At 56.2% G+C, this 15636-nt stretch carries 14 protein-coding genes; 9 read left to right on the top strand and 5 right to left on the bottom strand.

From position 1 onward, the window contains the following. Positions 1-62: 62 nt before the first annotated feature. On the top strand, positions 63-992 hold the full coding sequence (tus, locus tag C1N69_RS09870; RefSeq protein ID WP_094917627.1) for a DNA replication terminus site-binding protein: 930 nt from the start codon (positions 63-65) through the stop codon (positions 990-992). On the opposite strand, the gene fumC is transcribed toward tus, so the two are convergent. Together fumC and fumA are read right to left on the bottom strand one after the other, a co-directional pair. Continuing rightward, positions 993-2387 carry a class II fumarate hydratase gene (gene fumC, locus C1N69_RS09865; RefSeq protein WP_059385257.1) on the bottom strand — a complete coding sequence of 465 codons (1395 nt, stop codon included), beginning with the start codon at positions 2385-2387 and terminating at the stop codon, positions 993-995. A gap of 183 nt (positions 2388-2570) precedes the next feature. Then, positions 2571-4217: a class I fumarate hydratase FumA gene (fumA, locus tag C1N69_RS09860; protein ID WP_025758374.1), complete on the bottom strand. Its 1647-nt coding sequence runs from the start codon at positions 4215-4217 to the stop codon at positions 2571-2573. Positions 4218-4414: 197 nt separating this feature from the next. On the opposite strand from fumA, the gene manA reads away from it, so the two are divergent. Beyond that, entirely contained in the window at positions 4415-5590 is a 1176-nt protein-coding gene (gene manA / locus C1N69_RS09855) for a mannose-6-phosphate isomerase (RefSeq protein ID WP_155031082.1), read from the top strand. Between the two features lie 99 nt (positions 5591-5689). Further along, positions 5690-7222 carry a YdgA family protein gene (locus tag C1N69_RS09850; RefSeq protein ID WP_155031081.1) on the top strand — a complete coding sequence of 511 codons (1533 nt, stop codon included), beginning with the start codon at positions 5690-5692 and terminating at the stop codon, positions 7220-7222. Between the two features lie 368 nt (positions 7223-7590). On the opposite strand, the gene C1N69_RS22920 is transcribed toward C1N69_RS09850, so the two are convergent. After that, positions 7591-7791, bottom strand: coding sequence for a hypothetical protein (locus C1N69_RS22920; RefSeq protein WP_244956323.1), 201 nt, complete (start codon positions 7789-7791; stop codon positions 7591-7593). A gap of 271 nt (positions 7792-8062) precedes the next feature. Beyond that, entirely contained in the window at positions 8063-9091 is a 1029-nt protein-coding gene (locus C1N69_RS09840) for a Mal regulon transcriptional regulator MalI (RefSeq protein WP_025758370.1), read from the bottom strand. A 177-nt stretch (positions 9092-9268) separates the two neighbouring features. On the opposite strand from C1N69_RS09840, the gene malX reads away from it, so the two are divergent. From malX to add, 3 genes are all read left to right on the top strand, one after another. Further along, positions 9269-10861, top strand: coding sequence for a maltose/glucose-specific PTS transporter subunit IIBC (gene malX / locus C1N69_RS09835; RefSeq protein WP_095449759.1), 1593 nt, complete (start codon positions 9269-9271; stop codon positions 10859-10861). 48 nt (positions 10862-10909) lie between these two features. Further along, a complete protein-coding gene (locus tag C1N69_RS09830; protein WP_155031080.1) occupies positions 10910-12082 on the top strand; it encodes a MalY/PatB family protein in 1173 nt (390 codons plus the stop codon). A gap of 96 nt (positions 12083-12178) precedes the next feature. Continuing rightward, on the top strand, positions 12179-13180 hold the full coding sequence (gene add / locus C1N69_RS09825; RefSeq protein ID WP_025758367.1) for an adenosine deaminase: 1002 nt from the start codon (positions 12179-12181) through the stop codon (positions 13178-13180). Between the two features lie 52 nt (positions 13181-13232). Here the strand turns inward: add and C1N69_RS09820 are convergent, their stop codons facing one another. After that, positions 13233-14273: an oxidoreductase gene (locus C1N69_RS09820; RefSeq protein WP_025758366.1), complete on the bottom strand. Its 1041-nt coding sequence runs from the start codon at positions 14271-14273 to the stop codon at positions 13233-13235. Between the two features lie 243 nt (positions 14274-14516). Between C1N69_RS09820 and blr the strand changes: the two genes are divergently transcribed. The 3 genes from blr (at position 14517) to C1N69_RS09805 (ending at position 15617) form a co-directional block, all read left to right on the top strand. Continuing rightward, positions 14517-14642, top strand: coding sequence for a division septum protein Blr (gene blr, locus C1N69_RS09815; protein WP_168112406.1), 126 nt, complete (start codon positions 14517-14519; stop codon positions 14640-14642). 232 nt (positions 14643-14874) lie between these two features. Continuing rightward, positions 14875-15090, top strand: a complete 216-nt coding sequence (gene ydgT / locus C1N69_RS09810) for a transcription modulator YdgT (RefSeq protein ID WP_006174966.1) — start codon at positions 14875-14877, stop codon at positions 15088-15090. 86 nt (positions 15091-15176) lie between these two features. Then, positions 15177-15617 carry a DUF2569 domain-containing protein gene (locus tag C1N69_RS09805; RefSeq protein WP_023311379.1) on the top strand — a complete coding sequence of 147 codons (441 nt, stop codon included), beginning with the start codon at positions 15177-15179 and terminating at the stop codon, positions 15615-15617. Positions 15618-15636 lie beyond the last annotated feature (19 nt).

Here is a 15636-nt window from a genome sequence, read left to right as displayed (position 1 = left end):
CGCTGGCCTGACCCGGCGTGCTGTGCTATATGATAAGTATGTTGTAACTAATGAGAGTGTTTATGGCATCCTACGATCTTATCGAAAGGCTGAACAGCACCTTTCGCGAAATAGAACACGAGCTACTGACCCTGACAGAACGTTTGCAGGCCTGCCGTCTGCTGGCCGCGCGCGTCTTTACCCTGCCCGATGTGGCCAAAGGGGCCGAGCACGATCCGCTGGATACCATCGAGGTGAAACAGCACATCGGCAACGCCGCCTGTGAGCTGGCGATGAAGCACTACCGCCATCTCTTTATCCAGCAGCAGTCAGAACAGCGCAGCAGCAAGGCGGCCGTGCGTCTGCCGGGTGTGATCTGCCTGCAAACCGATGCCGCAGCGCGTGAAGCGCTGGAAACCCAGATTGCCCACATCAACACCCTGAAAGCGACCTTTGAAAAAATCATCACCGAAGAGTCGGGCCTGGCCCCTGCCGCCCGGTTTGAGTGGGTGCACCGTCAGCTTCCGGGCCTGATAACCCTTAATGCCTACCGCACCCTGACGGTACTGCGTCACCCCGCCACGCTGCGTTTCGGCTGGGCGAATAAGCACATCATTAAGAATTTCACCCGGGATGAAATTCTGGCCCAGCTGGAAAAAAGTCTGAAGACGCCACGCACCGTCGCACCGTGGTCACGCGAGCAGTGGATTGAGCGCCTGGAGCAGGAATATCACAGCATCGCGTCGCTACCGGCAAAGACGCGCCTCAAGATCAAGCGCCCGGTGAAAGTTCAGCCTATCGCCCGCGTCTGGTATTCCGGTCAGCAAAAACAGGTGCAGTATGCCTGCCCGACGCCTTTGATTGCGCTTTATGATGCCGATCAGGGTGCCATCGTGCCGGACATTGGTGAGCTGTTGAATTACGATGCTGAAAATGTCCAGCACCGTTACAGACCCCAGGCGCAACCGCTTCAGCTGATTATTCCGCGGTTGCACCTGTATGTGGCGGAATGATTATTTCAGACTGCCGACCATCGCTTCCGGGCGTACCCAGGCGTCAAATTCCGCCTCCGTCAGATAGCCCAGCGCCAGGGCGGAGGCTTTCAGCGTCAGCCCCTCCTTATGCGCTTTTTTGGCGATCTCGGCGGCCTTGTCGTAGCCGATATGGGTATTGAGTGCAGTCACCAGCATCAGAGACTCATTCAACAGCTGGCTGATGCGCTCGCGATTTGGCTCAATGCCCACCGCGCAGTGCTCGTTAAAGCTCTCCATCCCATCCGCCAGCAGACGAATTGATTGCAGAACGTTGTGGATCACCATCGGGCGATAGACGTTCAGCTCGAAGTTGCCGGATGCACCGCCCATGTTGACGGCCACGTCGTTGCCCATCACCTGACAGCAGAGCATGGTCATGGCTTCGCACTGGGTCGGGTTCACTTTACCCGGCATGATAGAACTGCCCGGCTCGTTTTCCGGAATGCTGATTTCACCAATGCCGCAGCGCGGGCCTGAGGCCAGCCAGCGCACGTCATTGGCAATTTTCATCAGCGAGGCCGCCAGCCCTTTCAGCGCACCGTGGGTGTGAACCAGCGCATCGCAGGTCGCCAGCGCTTCGAACTTATTGGGCGCCGTGACAAACGGCTGACCGGTAATGGCAGCAAGCTCCTTCGCCACGCGCACCGCGTACTCCGGATGGGTATTTAACCCGGTCCCCACCGCCGTGCCGCCGAGCGCCAGCTCCGACAGATGCGGCAGGCTGTTCTCAATATGCTTCAGATTGTGTTCCAGCATCGCCACCCAGCCGGAAATCTCCTGGCCGAGCGTCAGCGGCGTGGCGTCCTGCAGGTGCGTACGGCCAATTTTAACGATATCGCGGAAGGCCTGCGCCTTGTCATTAAGCGTGGATTTGAGGACGTTGAGCTGCGGGATAAGCTGTTCGCGAAGTGCAATCACCGCCGCCACGTGCATCGCTGTGGGGAAGACGTCATTAGAACTTTGGCTTTTGTTGACGTCATCGTTTGGATGGACCTTACGCTCCATGCCACGCACGCCGCCCAGCAGCTCACTGGCCCGGTTTGCCAGCACCTCGTTCATGTTCATATTGCTTTGCGTGCCGGAACCGGTCTGCCAGATGGCAAGGGGGAATTCGTCGGGGTGCTTGCCCGCCAGCACTTCGTCGGCGGCATTCATGATGGCGGTGGCTTTGTCGGCCGCCAGCAGGCCTAAATCCTGGTTAACTTTCGCGGCTGCCCGTTTGGTGAGGGCCAGCGCCTGAATCAGCGAGACGGGCATTTTCTCGGTCGAAATACGGAAATGCTCGAGCGAACGCTGGGTTTGCGCGCCCCAGAGCTTGTCGGCCGGAACCTCGATGGCGCCCATAGAATCTTTCTCATGGCGTACCGTTGTCATTACTTTCTCCTTGATAACAAAAGAGGGATTGCTCACATGCTTAAGGGATAAGTATTGATGACTTCTGAGAAACGTTATGGCGCTTTGTGCGCTCTTTTTGGTGTCGGGCGGCGCTGACGCTTACCCGACCTACCAGACACGTAGGCCGGGTAAGGCACAGCCGCCACCCGGCAATTTACAGAATTACTTCACACAGGCCGAACACTGAGAGGACTGGATCTGTTTGAAGAAGTCGTTGCCTTTGTCATCCACGAGGATAAACGCCGGGAAGTCTTCCACTTCGATTTTCCAGATAGCTTCCATACCCAGTTCCGGGTATTCCACACACTCCAGACTCTTGATGCTGCCCTGCGCCAGCACCGCAGCCGGGCCGCCGATGCTGCCGAGGTAGAAGCCGCCGTGCTTGTGGCACGCGTCCGTCACCTGCTGACTACGGTTGCCTTTTGCCAGCATAATCATGCTGCCGCCGTTAGCCTGCAGTTGGTCAACGTACGAGTCCATACGCCCGGCCGTGGTGGGGCCTAACGAGCCAGAAGCATAGCCCTCAGGCGTTTTCGCCGGGCCCGCGTAGTAGATCGGATGATCTTTAATGTACTGCGGCAGCCCTTCGCCGTTGTCCAGACGCTCTTTCAGCTTCGCGTGTGCGATGTCGCGGCCCACGATAATGGTGCCGTTGAGGGAGAGACGAGTCGAGACCGGATACTGTGAAAGCTGCGCCAGGATCTCTTTCATCGGACGGTTCAGATCAACGCGAACCGCTTCGCCCTCACCCGCTTTACGCAGTTCTTCCGGGATGTATTTACCCGGGTTGTTTTCCAGTTTTTCGATCCACACGCCTTCACGGTTGATCTTCGCCTTGATGTTACGATCCGCGGAGCAGGACACGCCCATCCCGACCGGACAGGATGCACCGTGACGCGGCAGACGGATCACGCGCACGTCGTGGGCGAAGTATTTACCGCCAAACTGCGCACCGAGGCCCAGATTGCGCGCTTCTTCCAGCAGTTCCTGTTCAAGCTGAACGTCGCGGAACGCCTGGCCGTGCTCGTTACCTTCTGTCGGCAGGCCGTCGTAGTATTTGGTCGAGGCCAGCTTCACGGTTTTCAGCGTGCTTTCCGCCGACGTACCGCCAATCACAAACGCGATATGGTACGGCGGGCACGCCGCGGTACCGAGGGTGCGCATTTTTTCCACCAGATAGTTCTTCAGCTTACCCGGGGTGAGCAGCGCTTTGGTTTCCTGGTAGAGATAGGTCTTGTTGGCTGAACCGCCGCCTTTGGCGATACAGAGGAATTTGTACTCGTCGCCGTCCACGCTGTAGAGGTCAATCTGTGCAGGCAGGTTGGTGCCGGTGTTGACCTCTTTGTACATGTCCAGCGGCGCGTTCTGCGAATAGCGCAGGTTGTCTTCGGTGTAGGTGTTGTAAACGCCGTGCGCCAGCGCCGCTTCATCGCCGCCGCCGGTCCAGACGCGCTGGCCTTTTTTCCCGACGATGATTGCCGTGCCGGTGTCCTGGCAGGTTGGCAGAATGCCTTTTGCCGCGATATCGGAGTTACGCAGGAACTGCAGGGCAACGTATTTATCGTTTTCGCTGGCCTCCGGATCGCTCAGGATATCGGCCACCTGCTGTTGGTGTGCAGGACGGAGCATGAACGAGGCGTCGTGAAAAGCCTGCTGCGCCAGCAGCGTCAGCGCCTGCGGATCGACCTTCAGGATCTCTTGTCCTTCAAACTCAGAGACAGAGACGTGATCGCGGGTTAACAGATAGTATTCGGTCTGATCCTTACTCAGCGGGAAAGGATCCTGATAATGGAAGGGTTTGTTCGACATTGTTCTCTCACTTACTGCTTCAGTCTGATTATTTGGGCAGATGTTCCGCTGCCCGCTTAAAAGCGAGTCAGCTTATCCTACACAATTTTTTAACAAAAACTGAGACTAGTACGACTTTTTACATCCACAGGTTACTTCCCGGTGGTTTATTGCTTTAATACCCGAAGTTTATTCCACATTTGAATCAGGGCTTGATAATGCAAAAACTCATCAACTCAGTGCAAAACTACGCCTGGGGAAGTAAAACTGCGTTAACGGATCTCTACGGTATCGCGAACCCGAACAACCTGCCGATGGCAGAACTGTGGATGGGTGCGCACCCGAAGAGCAGCTCAAAAATTGAAGACGCCAGCGGTCAGGTGCACAGCCTGCGTGACGTCATTGATGCCGATGAAGCCGCGCTGCTGGGCGATAAGGTGGCTCAGCGCTTTGGCGAACTGCCGTTCCTGTTTAAAGTGCTGTGCGCCGACCAGCCGCTCTCCATCCAGGTCCACCCGAATAAGAAAGCCTCTGAAATGGGCTTTGCGAAAGAGAATGCGGCCGGTATTCCGTTAGACGCTGCCGAGCGTAACTACAAAGATCCAAACCATAAGCCGGAGCTGGTGTTCGCGCTGACTCCGTTCCTGGCGATGAACGCCTTCCGCGAGTTTTCAGAGATTATCTCCCTGCTGCAACCGGTCGCAGGTGCCAATAACGCTATCGCCCACTTCCTCGAAAACCCCAATGCTGAAGGCCTGAGCCAGCTGTTTGCCAGCCTGCTTAACATGCAGGGTGACGAGAAATCCCACGCGCTGGCGGTGCTGAAAGCAGCCCTGACCACGCAGCAAGGTGAACCGTGGGACACCATTCGCCTGATCTCCGAGTTCTACCCGGACGACAGCGGCCTGTTCTCTCCTCTGCTGCTGAACGTGGTGAAGCTGAACCCGGGCGAAGCGATGTTCCTGTTCGCGGAAACCCCGCACGCCTACCTGCAGGGCGTGGCGCTGGAAGTGATGGCCAACTCCGACAACGTGCTACGCGCGGGCCTGACGCCGAAATACATCGACATCCCTGAACTGGTTGCTAACGTGAAGTTCGTGGCGAAACCTGCCGCAGAGCTGCTGACTCAGCCAGTGAAAAAGGGCGCAGAGCTGGACTTCCCGATCCCGGTTGAGGATTTCGCTTTCTCGCTGCATGACCTGAGCCAGACAGAAACGACCATCGCGCAGGAGAGCGCGGCGATCCTGTTCTGCGTGGAGGGCGAAGCTACTCTGCATAAAAATAGCGAGCGTCTGGTGCTGAAACCGGGTGAATCGGCGTTTGTTGCGGCGAATGAGTCTCCGGTAAGCGTAAGTGGCACCGGTCGTCTGGCGCGCGTTTTTAATAAGCTATAGGCACTTACTGAATTTTTTAACAACTCTTGCTAAGCTAGTGGCAGGTTTTATATCTCCGGGCGGTTTCAACCGCCTGGTTTCATTTTAGGGATAGTCGCAATGAAAAAATCGGTCGTAGCGGTTGGAGTGATTGTAGCGTTAGGCGTGGTCTGGACGGGTGCCTCCTGGTATACCGGGAAACAGCTGGAAAGCCGTCTGGCTGAGATGGTGGCGCAGGCTAACAGCGAAATTAAGGGCAGCGCACCGGAAGCGGGCGTAGAGCTGAGCTACCAGAATTATCAGCGCGGTGTGTTCACCAGCCATATGCAGCTGGTGGTGAAGCCGGTTGCCGGTAATGAAAACGGCTGGCTGAAGCCGAGTCAGAGCGTGGTGCTGAATGAAGTGGTGAGCCACGGTCCATTCCCGCTGGCGCAGTTAAAGTCGTTTAACCTGATCCCGTCGATGGCGTCCGTTCATACTGTTCTGGTGAACAACGACCTGACCAAACCGCTGTTTGATCTGGCGAAGAATGAATCACCTTTCGATATTAACACCCGCATTAGCTACTCCGGTGATACCCGTTCTGATATCGCGCTGAAAGCGCTGAACTACGAGAAAGAGAATGAGAAAGTCGCCTTTAGCGGCGGCAATTTCCAGGTTGATACTGACCGCGACGGGAACGTGTTATCTCTGACGGGTGAAGCGGAAAGTGGCCTGGTCGATGCCGTAAACGAATATAACCAAAAAGTTCAGCTCACCTTTAACAATCTGAAAGCCGACGGCAACAGCCGAATGACCGACTTTAAAGAGCGCATCGGCGATCAGAAACTGTCTGTCGACAAGATTGCGATTGCCATTGAAGGTAAAGAGATGGCCGTGCTGGAAGGCATGAACATCGACGGCAAATCCGACGTGTCTAAAGACGGCAAAAACATCAACACCCAGCTGGATTACACGCTGAAGAGCCTGAAAGTCCAGAATCAGGATCTGGGCACCGGCAAGTTTTCGCTGAAAATCGGCAATATCGACGGCCAGGCGTGGCACGAATTTAGCCAGAAATACAGCAAAGAGAGCCAGGCGCTGCTGACCGATGCCGCGCTGCAGCAGAACCCGGAGGTGTACCAGCAGCAGGCTATGGCGGTACTGTTCAACAACCTGCCAATCCTGCTGAAAGGCGAGCCGGTGGTCACCGTTGCGCCGCTGAGCTGGAAAAACAGCAAAGGCGAAACCAGCTTCAACCTCTCTCTGTTCCTGAAAGATCCGGCAACCGCCACGGGTGAACCTCAGACGCTGGCACAGGAAGTGGATCGCAGCGTGAAGTCCCTCGACAGCAAGCTGACTATCCCGATGGATATGGCCACCGAGTTTATGACCCAGATTGCGAAGCTGGAAGGCTACGGCGATGAAGATGCTGGCAAGCTGGCGAATCAGCAGGTGAAAGGTCTGGCGGCAATGGGCCAGATGTTCCGCATCACCAAGGTGGACAACAACACCATCTCCACCAGCCTGCAGTATGCCAACGGCCAGGTGACGCTCAACGGCGACAAAATGCCGCTGGATGACTTTGTCGGCATGTTTGGTATGCCTGCTCTGGGCGCGCCGGAACCGGCTGAACCCGCAGCGCCAGCCGAACCAGCAGCGCCACAACAGTAAACGTCAAAACCCCTCATGCGAGGGGTTTTTTATTGCCGGGTGGCGCTGACGCTTACCCGGCCTACGATTCCGGGCCGTTGTAGGCCCGTGCAAGCGCAGCGCCGCCGGGCATGACCTCAGCGCAGCAGGTAAGGTTCTCTGACATAGTCAGCCAGGAGATAAATCAGGTCATGCAATAACCCGGCAAGTTCTTGCGAGACAGCGCTCGCCAGAGTCTGGCTCAACAAAGCCTGATTAAGTGCCTGAGCATACCCCACCAGCATCGCAGTATCTTGCCAGCAATCCGGCATACAGGATCGCGCGGGTAACGCTGTACTCAGTTTCTCAATCAGATGAGACGGTAAATCCTCATCGCATCGATTTTTCAGCTACTCAATAGCAAATGCCAGACGGCCACACAGTGCTAAGCGCTCTGCTTTGTCGTGAGTTTCCAGCAGTACATTAACAAAAGCGCAGCAGCAATCCGTCAGTTCGAAGAGATCCTGCGTTGAGGATATCGGCAGGTCAAGAAGTTGGCAGACAATACTGTCAGTGGAATGAGGGTTAGAAAGAGTTGGGATCGTAGCCATAAAGAAGTCTCCGTGGATTTAATTATCTGTATCATCGTGTGCTGAAACAGGTTTCCACGCCTGACTACGGAGTTTGCCGCAGTGGATGCACCATAAGCGGAATAAGGATGGAAAGAAATAACGGGCTGTGATTTACATGGGGTTACTTGCGGATTAGCGAGCATGCTTCCAAATAGTACCGCCGGGTGGCGGCTGCGCCTGACCCGGCCTATATTCCGGGCCGTTGTAGGACCGTGCAAGCGCAGCATCGCCGGGCAATATGCCGAGGTGTCTATTTCACCGTCACTAACCGCGCCGCCACAATCTGGTGCCCGGCCTGGACATCCGTATTGTCGATGCGCTGCATGATCCTGTCTGCCAGGGTGTAGCCCATCTCCCGCGCAGGGGTCGTGGCCCAGACGATCGGCAGATCGTCGAGCGCGTTTTCGCCGACGTCGGCGAACGCCCCCAGCGCCACCTGATGGCCGAAGAACGTTTCCACCCCGCCCTCGCCGCTCTGACGCCCGGCGCGGATCAGGCCAAACCAGGCGCCCATGGCAATCACGTCGTTATAGCAAATCACGGCGCTGATCGTCGGGCTGCTGCGCAGCAGCGCACCTATCGCTTCCGCCGCTTTCTTCTGACTGGATTCACACTCCACAACCCATTCACTGTGGAACGGCAGGCCATACTTGATCAGCGTTGCGCAGTAGCCGCCTACCCGCTCAGCCCGCGTCAGGGATGAACTTTTGCCGCCCAGCCAGGCAATGCGCTGGTGCCCGCGGCGGATCAGATGCTCGGTCAACATTTGCGCGGCCTGCATGTTATCCGGGCGCAGCGTGTCGGCCTCGTCGAGATAGCTGGCGCGGGAGGCAAACACCAGCGGCACGCCTTTTTCGGCGGCACGCTCGCACAACTCGCTGCCCACGCCCGACGCGCCGGCGACGATCACCCCGTCCACCCCCTGGGTCAGCAGCATATCGAGACGGGAGAGAAGCTGATCGGCCTCGCGTCCGCCATGCAGCAAAAAGACCATTCGCCCCTGCGCTTCAAGGGCTTCCGTTAGCCCTGCTGTCAGCTCCGCATAGAACGGTGACGTCAGGTCGCGGACAATCAGGCCAATCACCCCACTCTGCCCGCCGCGCAGCGCCGATGCCTGGCGGTTACGCACAAAGCCCAGTTGCTCAACCGCCTCGTTAACCCGCTGGCCGGTTGCGGGTGAGATACGTCCTTTTCCGCTCAGCACCAGCGAAACGGTGCTGACGGAAACCCCCGCCGCCAGCGCGACATCATTAATGGTGATTTTTTTCGCTACAGCCATGTGTCGGCGTGACTCCCTGAAATGAGATCGGTAAAACGTTTTATCAATACGTTATCTTTATACTACCAGTCAAAGCCTGAGAATGTGATACAGAGCGCACTAAAGTTTGATAAAACGTTTTATCTTCTCGCAGCATTGAAGCAGGCAAACTGATTTTAACAATAAAGGAGTCGTTTTATGACGGCGAAAGCAGCACAAAAAATATCGCTGTGGGAATTTTTCCAGCAACTGGGTAAAACCTTTATGCTGCCCGTGGCGCTCCTCTCGTTCTGCGGGATCATGCTCGGCATCGGCAGCTCGTTAAGCAGTAAAGACGTCATCACCCTGATCCCGTTCCTCGGCGCGCCCGCGCTGCAGGCGATCTTTATCTGGATGAGTAAAGTCGGCTCCTTCGCCTTCAGCTTCCTCCCCGTTATGTTCTGTATCGCTATCCCACTGGGCCTGGCCCGCGAGAACAAAGGCGTCGCGGCATTCGCCGGATTTGTGGGTTACGCCGTAATGAACCTCGCGGTTAACTTCTGGCTGACCGCGAAAGGCATTCTGCCTACCACCGACGCGGCGGTACTGAAAGCCAACAATATTCAGAGCGTGATTGGTATCCAGTCTATTGATACCGGGATCCTCGGGGCGGTGATCGCCGGGGTGATTATCTGGATGCTGCACGAGCGTTTCCACAATATCCGTCTGCCGGATGCGCTGGCCTTCTTCGGCGGTACCCGCTTTGTGCCGATTATCACCCTGGTGGTGATGGGCCTGTTTGGTTTGATCATTCCGCTGATCTGGCCGGTCTTCGCGATGGGCATTAACGGCATTGGCCGCATCATTAACGGCGCGGGCGATTTTGGTCCGATGATCTTCGGCACCGGCGAACGTCTGCTGCTGCCGTTTGGCCTGCAGCATATCCTGGTGGCGCTGATCCGCTTTACCGAAGCGGGCGGCACCATGGAGGTGTGCGGTCACGATGTGAGCGGTGCGCTGACCATTTTTCAGGCACAGCTGAGCTGCCCGACCACCCACGGGTTCTCTGAAAGCGCAACCCGTTTCCTGTCTCAGGGTAAAATGCCGGCCTTCCTCGGCGGTCTGCCTGGCGCCGCGCTGGCGATGTACCACTGTGCACGCCCGGAAAACCGCCATAAAATTAAAGGACTGCTGATTTCCGGCGTGATCGCCTGCGTCGTGGGCGGAACCACTGAGCCCATCGAATTCCTGTTCCTGTTTGTCGCGCCGGTGCTGTATCTCATCCACGCGGTGCTGACCGGTCTGGGCTTTACCGTGATGGCGGTGCTCGGCGTCACCATCGGCAACACCGACGGCAACGTGATCGACTTCGTGGTGTTCGGCATCCTGCACGGACTCTCCACTAAGTGGTACCTGGTGCCGGTTGTGGCGGCGATCTGGTTCGCGGTGTACTACGGCATCTTCCGCTTCGCCATCACCCGCTTTAACCTGAAAACGCCGGGCCGCGATACCGATACGGCCACCAGCGTGGAACAGGCGGTTGCAGGAACCGTGGGGAAATCCGGCTATAACACCCCGGCCATTCTGGCGGCGCTGGGCGGTGCGGATAACATTACCTCTCTGGATAACTGTATTACCCGCCTGCGTCTGTCGGTGGCGGATATGTCCAAAGTGGACACCAACGCCCTGAAAGCCAACCGGGCCATCGGCGTGGTACAACTTAATCAGCACAATTTGCAGGTGGTTATCGGCCCGCAGGTGCAGTCAGTGAAAGATGAACTGGCCACCCTGATGCGAACAGTTGAAGCCTGATGCCTCAGCCCCCTCACCTTGAGGGGGTTTTACGTTAAGGATTAAAGCATGTTTGATTTCTCAACCGTCGTGGATCGTCACGGCACCTGGTGTACGCAGTGGGACTATGTCGCCGACCGTTTTGGCGCGGCCGATTTACTGCCCTTCACCATCTCGGATATGGATTTCGCTACCGCCCCCTGCATTACCGACGCGCTGCATGAGCGTATTCATCACGGCGTGTTCGGCTACAGCCGCTGGAAAAATGATGAATTTCTCGCCGCCATCGCGCACTGGTTTGAGCAACGCTTTAGCTGCCAGATTGATACTGAAAGCGTGGTCTATGGCCCTTCCGTTATCTACATGGTCTCCGAGCTGATACGGCTCTGGTCAAACCCTGGCGACGGCGTGGTGGTGCACACCCCGGCCTACGATGCGTTTTATAAAGCCATCGAGGGTAACGCGCGTCGTGTTGTGGCGGTTGAGATGGAAAAGCAGGCGTCAGGCTGGCAGGGGAATATGGCGGCCCTTGAAGCAGCCCTGGCGAAACCGGAAAATAAAATTTTGCTGCTGTGCAGCCCGCAAAACCCTACCGGCAAAGTCTGGACGCGGGATGAACTGACGCACATGGCTGAACTGTGCGCGCGCTATGACGTGGCGGTGATCAGCGATGAAATCCATATGGATATGGTGTGGAGCGAACATCGTCACACGCCATGGAGCGCGGTGGCGCGTGGCAAATGGGCGCTTCTGACCTCCGGCTCGAAAAGCTTTAATATTCCGGCGCTCACCGGGGCTTACGGCCTCATTGGCGATGAAGCGAGCCGCAACGGCTATCTCAGCGCCCTGAAAGGCCGCGACGGGCTCTCTTCCCCCTCCGTGCTGGCGCTGACGGCCCATATCGCGGCCTATCAGCAGGGGGCTCCCTGGCTGGATGCCTTACGCCAATATCTCGAAGACAATTTGTTGTATATCGCTCGCGAATTAAACAGCGCTTTTCCGAAACTGAACTGGCAGCCGCCAGAGGCGACCTATCTCGCGTGGATTGACCTGCGCCCGCTGAACCTTGACGATCGGTCGCTGCAAAAAGTGCTGATCGAGCAGCAAAAAGTCGCCATCATGCCGGGATATACCTACGGAAAAGAGGGAAACGGCTTCGTACGTTTGAATGCGGGCTGTCCGCGCAGCAAGCTGGAGCAAGGGGTTCAGCGCCTCATCGCCGGCATTAACACGCTGCGGTAATCAGTTTGCGCAACGGAATACTCCCTTGCGCAAATAGCTTTTTACCCCGTTTTGTTTTTATAATATGGCGCACTTTAACCAGAAAAGAGTGCGACCATGATTGATACACGCCTGCCTTTAACTGATATTCATCGTCACCTTGACGGTAACATTCGTGCCCAAACCATTCTCGATCTTGGCCGCCAGTTCAATTTAACGCTCCCCGCTCAAACGCTTGATGCCCTGATCCCCCACGTACAGGTCACCTCAAATGAACCGGATCTGGTCAGCTTCCTGAGCAAACTCGACTGGGGCGTAAAGATGCTGGCCTCGCTTGATGCCTGCCGTCGCGTAGCGTTCGAGAACATTGAAGATGCGGCCCGCAACGGTCTGCACTATGTCGAACTGCGCTTCTCGCCGGGCTATATGGCGATGACCCACAACCTGCCCGTTGCGGGCGTGGTGGAAGCTGTCATTGAAGGCGTGCGTGAAGGCTGTAAAGCCTTCGATGTTCAGGCCCGCCTGATTGGCATTATGAGCCGTACGTTCGGCGAAGCCGCCTGCCTGCAGGAGCTGGAGGCGCTGCTGGCCCATCGCGATGCCATCACCGCCGTCGATCTTGCCGGTGATGAGCTGGGCTTCCCGGGCAGCCTGTTCCTCTCCCATTTCAACCGCGCGCGCGATGCCGGCTGGCATGTTACCGTTCACGCCGGGGAAGCCGCAGGCCCGGAAAGCATCTGGCAGGCCATCCGTGAGCTGGGTGCCGAGCGTATCGGTCACGGCGTGAAGGCGGTGGAAGATCGCGCCCTGATGGATTTCCTGGCAGAGCAGCGTATCGGGATTGAGTCCTGTCTGACGTCCAATATTCAGACCAGCACCGTGGCGACGCTTGCCCAGCACCCGCTGAAAACGTTCCTGGAGCACGGCGTACTGGCCTCGCTGAACACGGACGATCCGGCGGTACAGGGGGTGGATATTATCCATGAGTACAACATCGCCGCACCGCAGGCGGGCCTGAGCCGCGAACAGATCCGTCAGGCGCAGATCAACGGGCTGGAAATGGCCTTCCTGACGCCTGCAGAGAAGCAGGCGTTGAAAGATAAAGTGGCTCGCGGTTAACACCGTTACCGGGTGGCGCTGACGCTTACCCGGCCTACAAAATAGTTAAAACTTATGCCAGACAAAGCGTGGCGCGATGTTTGGCAGATTCAATCCCCAGTTCAATCAGCTCCATAATCTGAATCGCCTGGCTGGCTGGCACCGGGTTCTCCCCCGAGCCGTTCAGCGCATCGCGAATGGCCGCGTAATACGCCGGATAGTTACCCGGGATTGTCAGCAGGGTTTCCTCGACCAGCTCTTCACCTTCGACCCGCGTGACAACGCCGTCGCGCATATCGTAGCCCCAGTCTTCCTGCGGCAAACGCTCGCCATTTTTCAGCCGGTCCTCCTGGGGATCGAGGCCAAATTTCACATAGCTCCCGCGCGTGCCGTGGACAATATAACGGGCGGATTCCGCGGCCGCGACCATCGTGCCGTGCAGCACTATCCGTCGCTGCGGGTAACTTAACACGGCGTGGAAGTAATCCGTGGTCTGCGCCCCGGGCCTGAGCTGGGCCAGATCGACCGTCATGCTCACCGGCAGGCCAAAAAGATTCACGGCCTGATCCAGCAGATGCGGGGCTAAATCGTACCAGATGCCGCTGCCCGGACCGGCCTGCTCGCGCCAGCGGTTGCGTACCTGTGGGCGGAAGCGGTCAAAGTGCGATTCAAAAAAGAGGATTTCGCCTAACGTACCCTCACCGAGAAGCCTTTTTACCGTCAGAAAGTCGCTGTCCCAGCGGCGGTTATGGAAAACCGACAGCAACCTGCCCAGACTCTTCGCCAGCGCATCCAGCTCGCGAGCCTGTGACAACGTCACGGTGAAGGGCTTATCCACCACCACGTGTTTACCGGCTTCCAGCGCGGCTTTTGCCAGCGGAAAGTGGGTATCGTTCGGCGTGGGGATAACGATTAAATCAATGTTCGGATCGTTGAAAAGATGTTTAGGCTCAGAGACAACCGGCACGGAAGGCCAGTCGGCATGAACTTTAGCGGCATCGCTGCTGGAGACTGCCGCCAGCGCCATCCCCGGCGTTCCGGCTATCAGAGGCGCATGAAACGTTTTGCTCGCGTAGCCGTATCCAATAAGCCCGACGCGGATATTATCACTCATAGTGCCATCCTCTTTTATGACGTTCTTATTTCACACTGGGTAGTCTGGCATTACCACAGATTAATAATGAGCCATATGACTTAAAATAGCAGGTTGTGTCGGTTGTTTTTGTTACATAGTATTAACCTGCTGATTTTGTTTAGGGGAACCGTTCCCAAAGCCCTTGCCGTCGGGAAAAGCTCGCTGTAACATTTGCACCCGGTCTTTATGGATAAAGTACAATTACGAATCATGACGTCAATTATTAATCGAATCATTGAATTAGCGGGATGGATTGTTCTTGGGGTATCGGTCATTTTGCTTGGCGTCGCCAGCCATATCGATAACTACCAGCCGCCGGAGCCTGTCACTGTCGCCCAACCTAAGTAACCGGTTACGGCAATAAAGAGTGACATAATATGTCAGTTACGTATTGCCAGCCCTGGTGAACACGGTTAACCTTCTCTTCCAGGCATCTTCTGATGCCTGAATTTCAGCAAAGAAAACTCCTAATTTCGTCGCGTTACCTGAGTGGGCTGTTTACGTCTTTATTAATCCGTTTATTATTCGAACAAATTACCTTAACGGGTATTACACATCTTTTATATGGAAACTTATTAATATGACAGTTCAGGACTATTTATTAAAATTTCGCAAGATCAATTCGCTTGAGAGCCTGGAAAAACTGTTTGACCATCTGAACTACACCCTGTCGGATAATCAGGAGATCATCAATATGTATCGCGCCGCCGATCATCGTCGAGCGGAGCTGGTGTCCGGAGGTCGTTTGTTCAATGTGGGTGAAGTACCGAAGTCTGTCTGGCGTTACGTTCTATAAGAAAGTAGCCATCCGCGCGAAATGTTATATACTCTCCGCCCTGCAAACTGGCTGTACAACATTTCGCGCAGATTATGGGAGAGTTCATGACCGCAACGCCTGGAGAACGCATTGGAGGCTGGTTAATCGCCCCACTGGCATGGCTGCTGGTTGCTTTATTAAGCGCATCACTTGCGCTGTTGCTTTATACCACCGCGCTGATTACCCCTCATGCCATTCAGACCCTGATGTCGCAAAGCGTGCTTAATATTGCGATGTGGTTTGTATCGTTCGTTTTCGCGATTGGGATGTGGTACTACACGCTGTGGCTGACGATCGCCTTCTTTAAGCGCCGCAAAAGCGTGCCTAAACACTACATTATCTGGCTGCTGATTTCGGTTCTGTTGGCGGTGAAGGCCTTTGCATTTTCGCCCGTTTCTGATGCCCTGGCCGTCCGTCAGCTGCTTTTCCCTCTGCTGGCCGCGGCGCTGCTGGTGCCCTATTTCAAGCGTTCAACGCGGGTGAAAAACACCTTTGTGAACCCGTAATAACCTTACAGATAACCTG

It is taken from the genome of Enterobacter sichuanensis (genome assembly GCF_009036245.1).
Lineage (GTDB): Bacteria > Pseudomonadota > Gammaproteobacteria > Enterobacterales > Enterobacteriaceae > Enterobacter > Enterobacter sichuanensis.
Note: the sequence above shows the minus strand (reverse complement) of the source record. Positions and strands in the feature narration are given on the sequence as shown.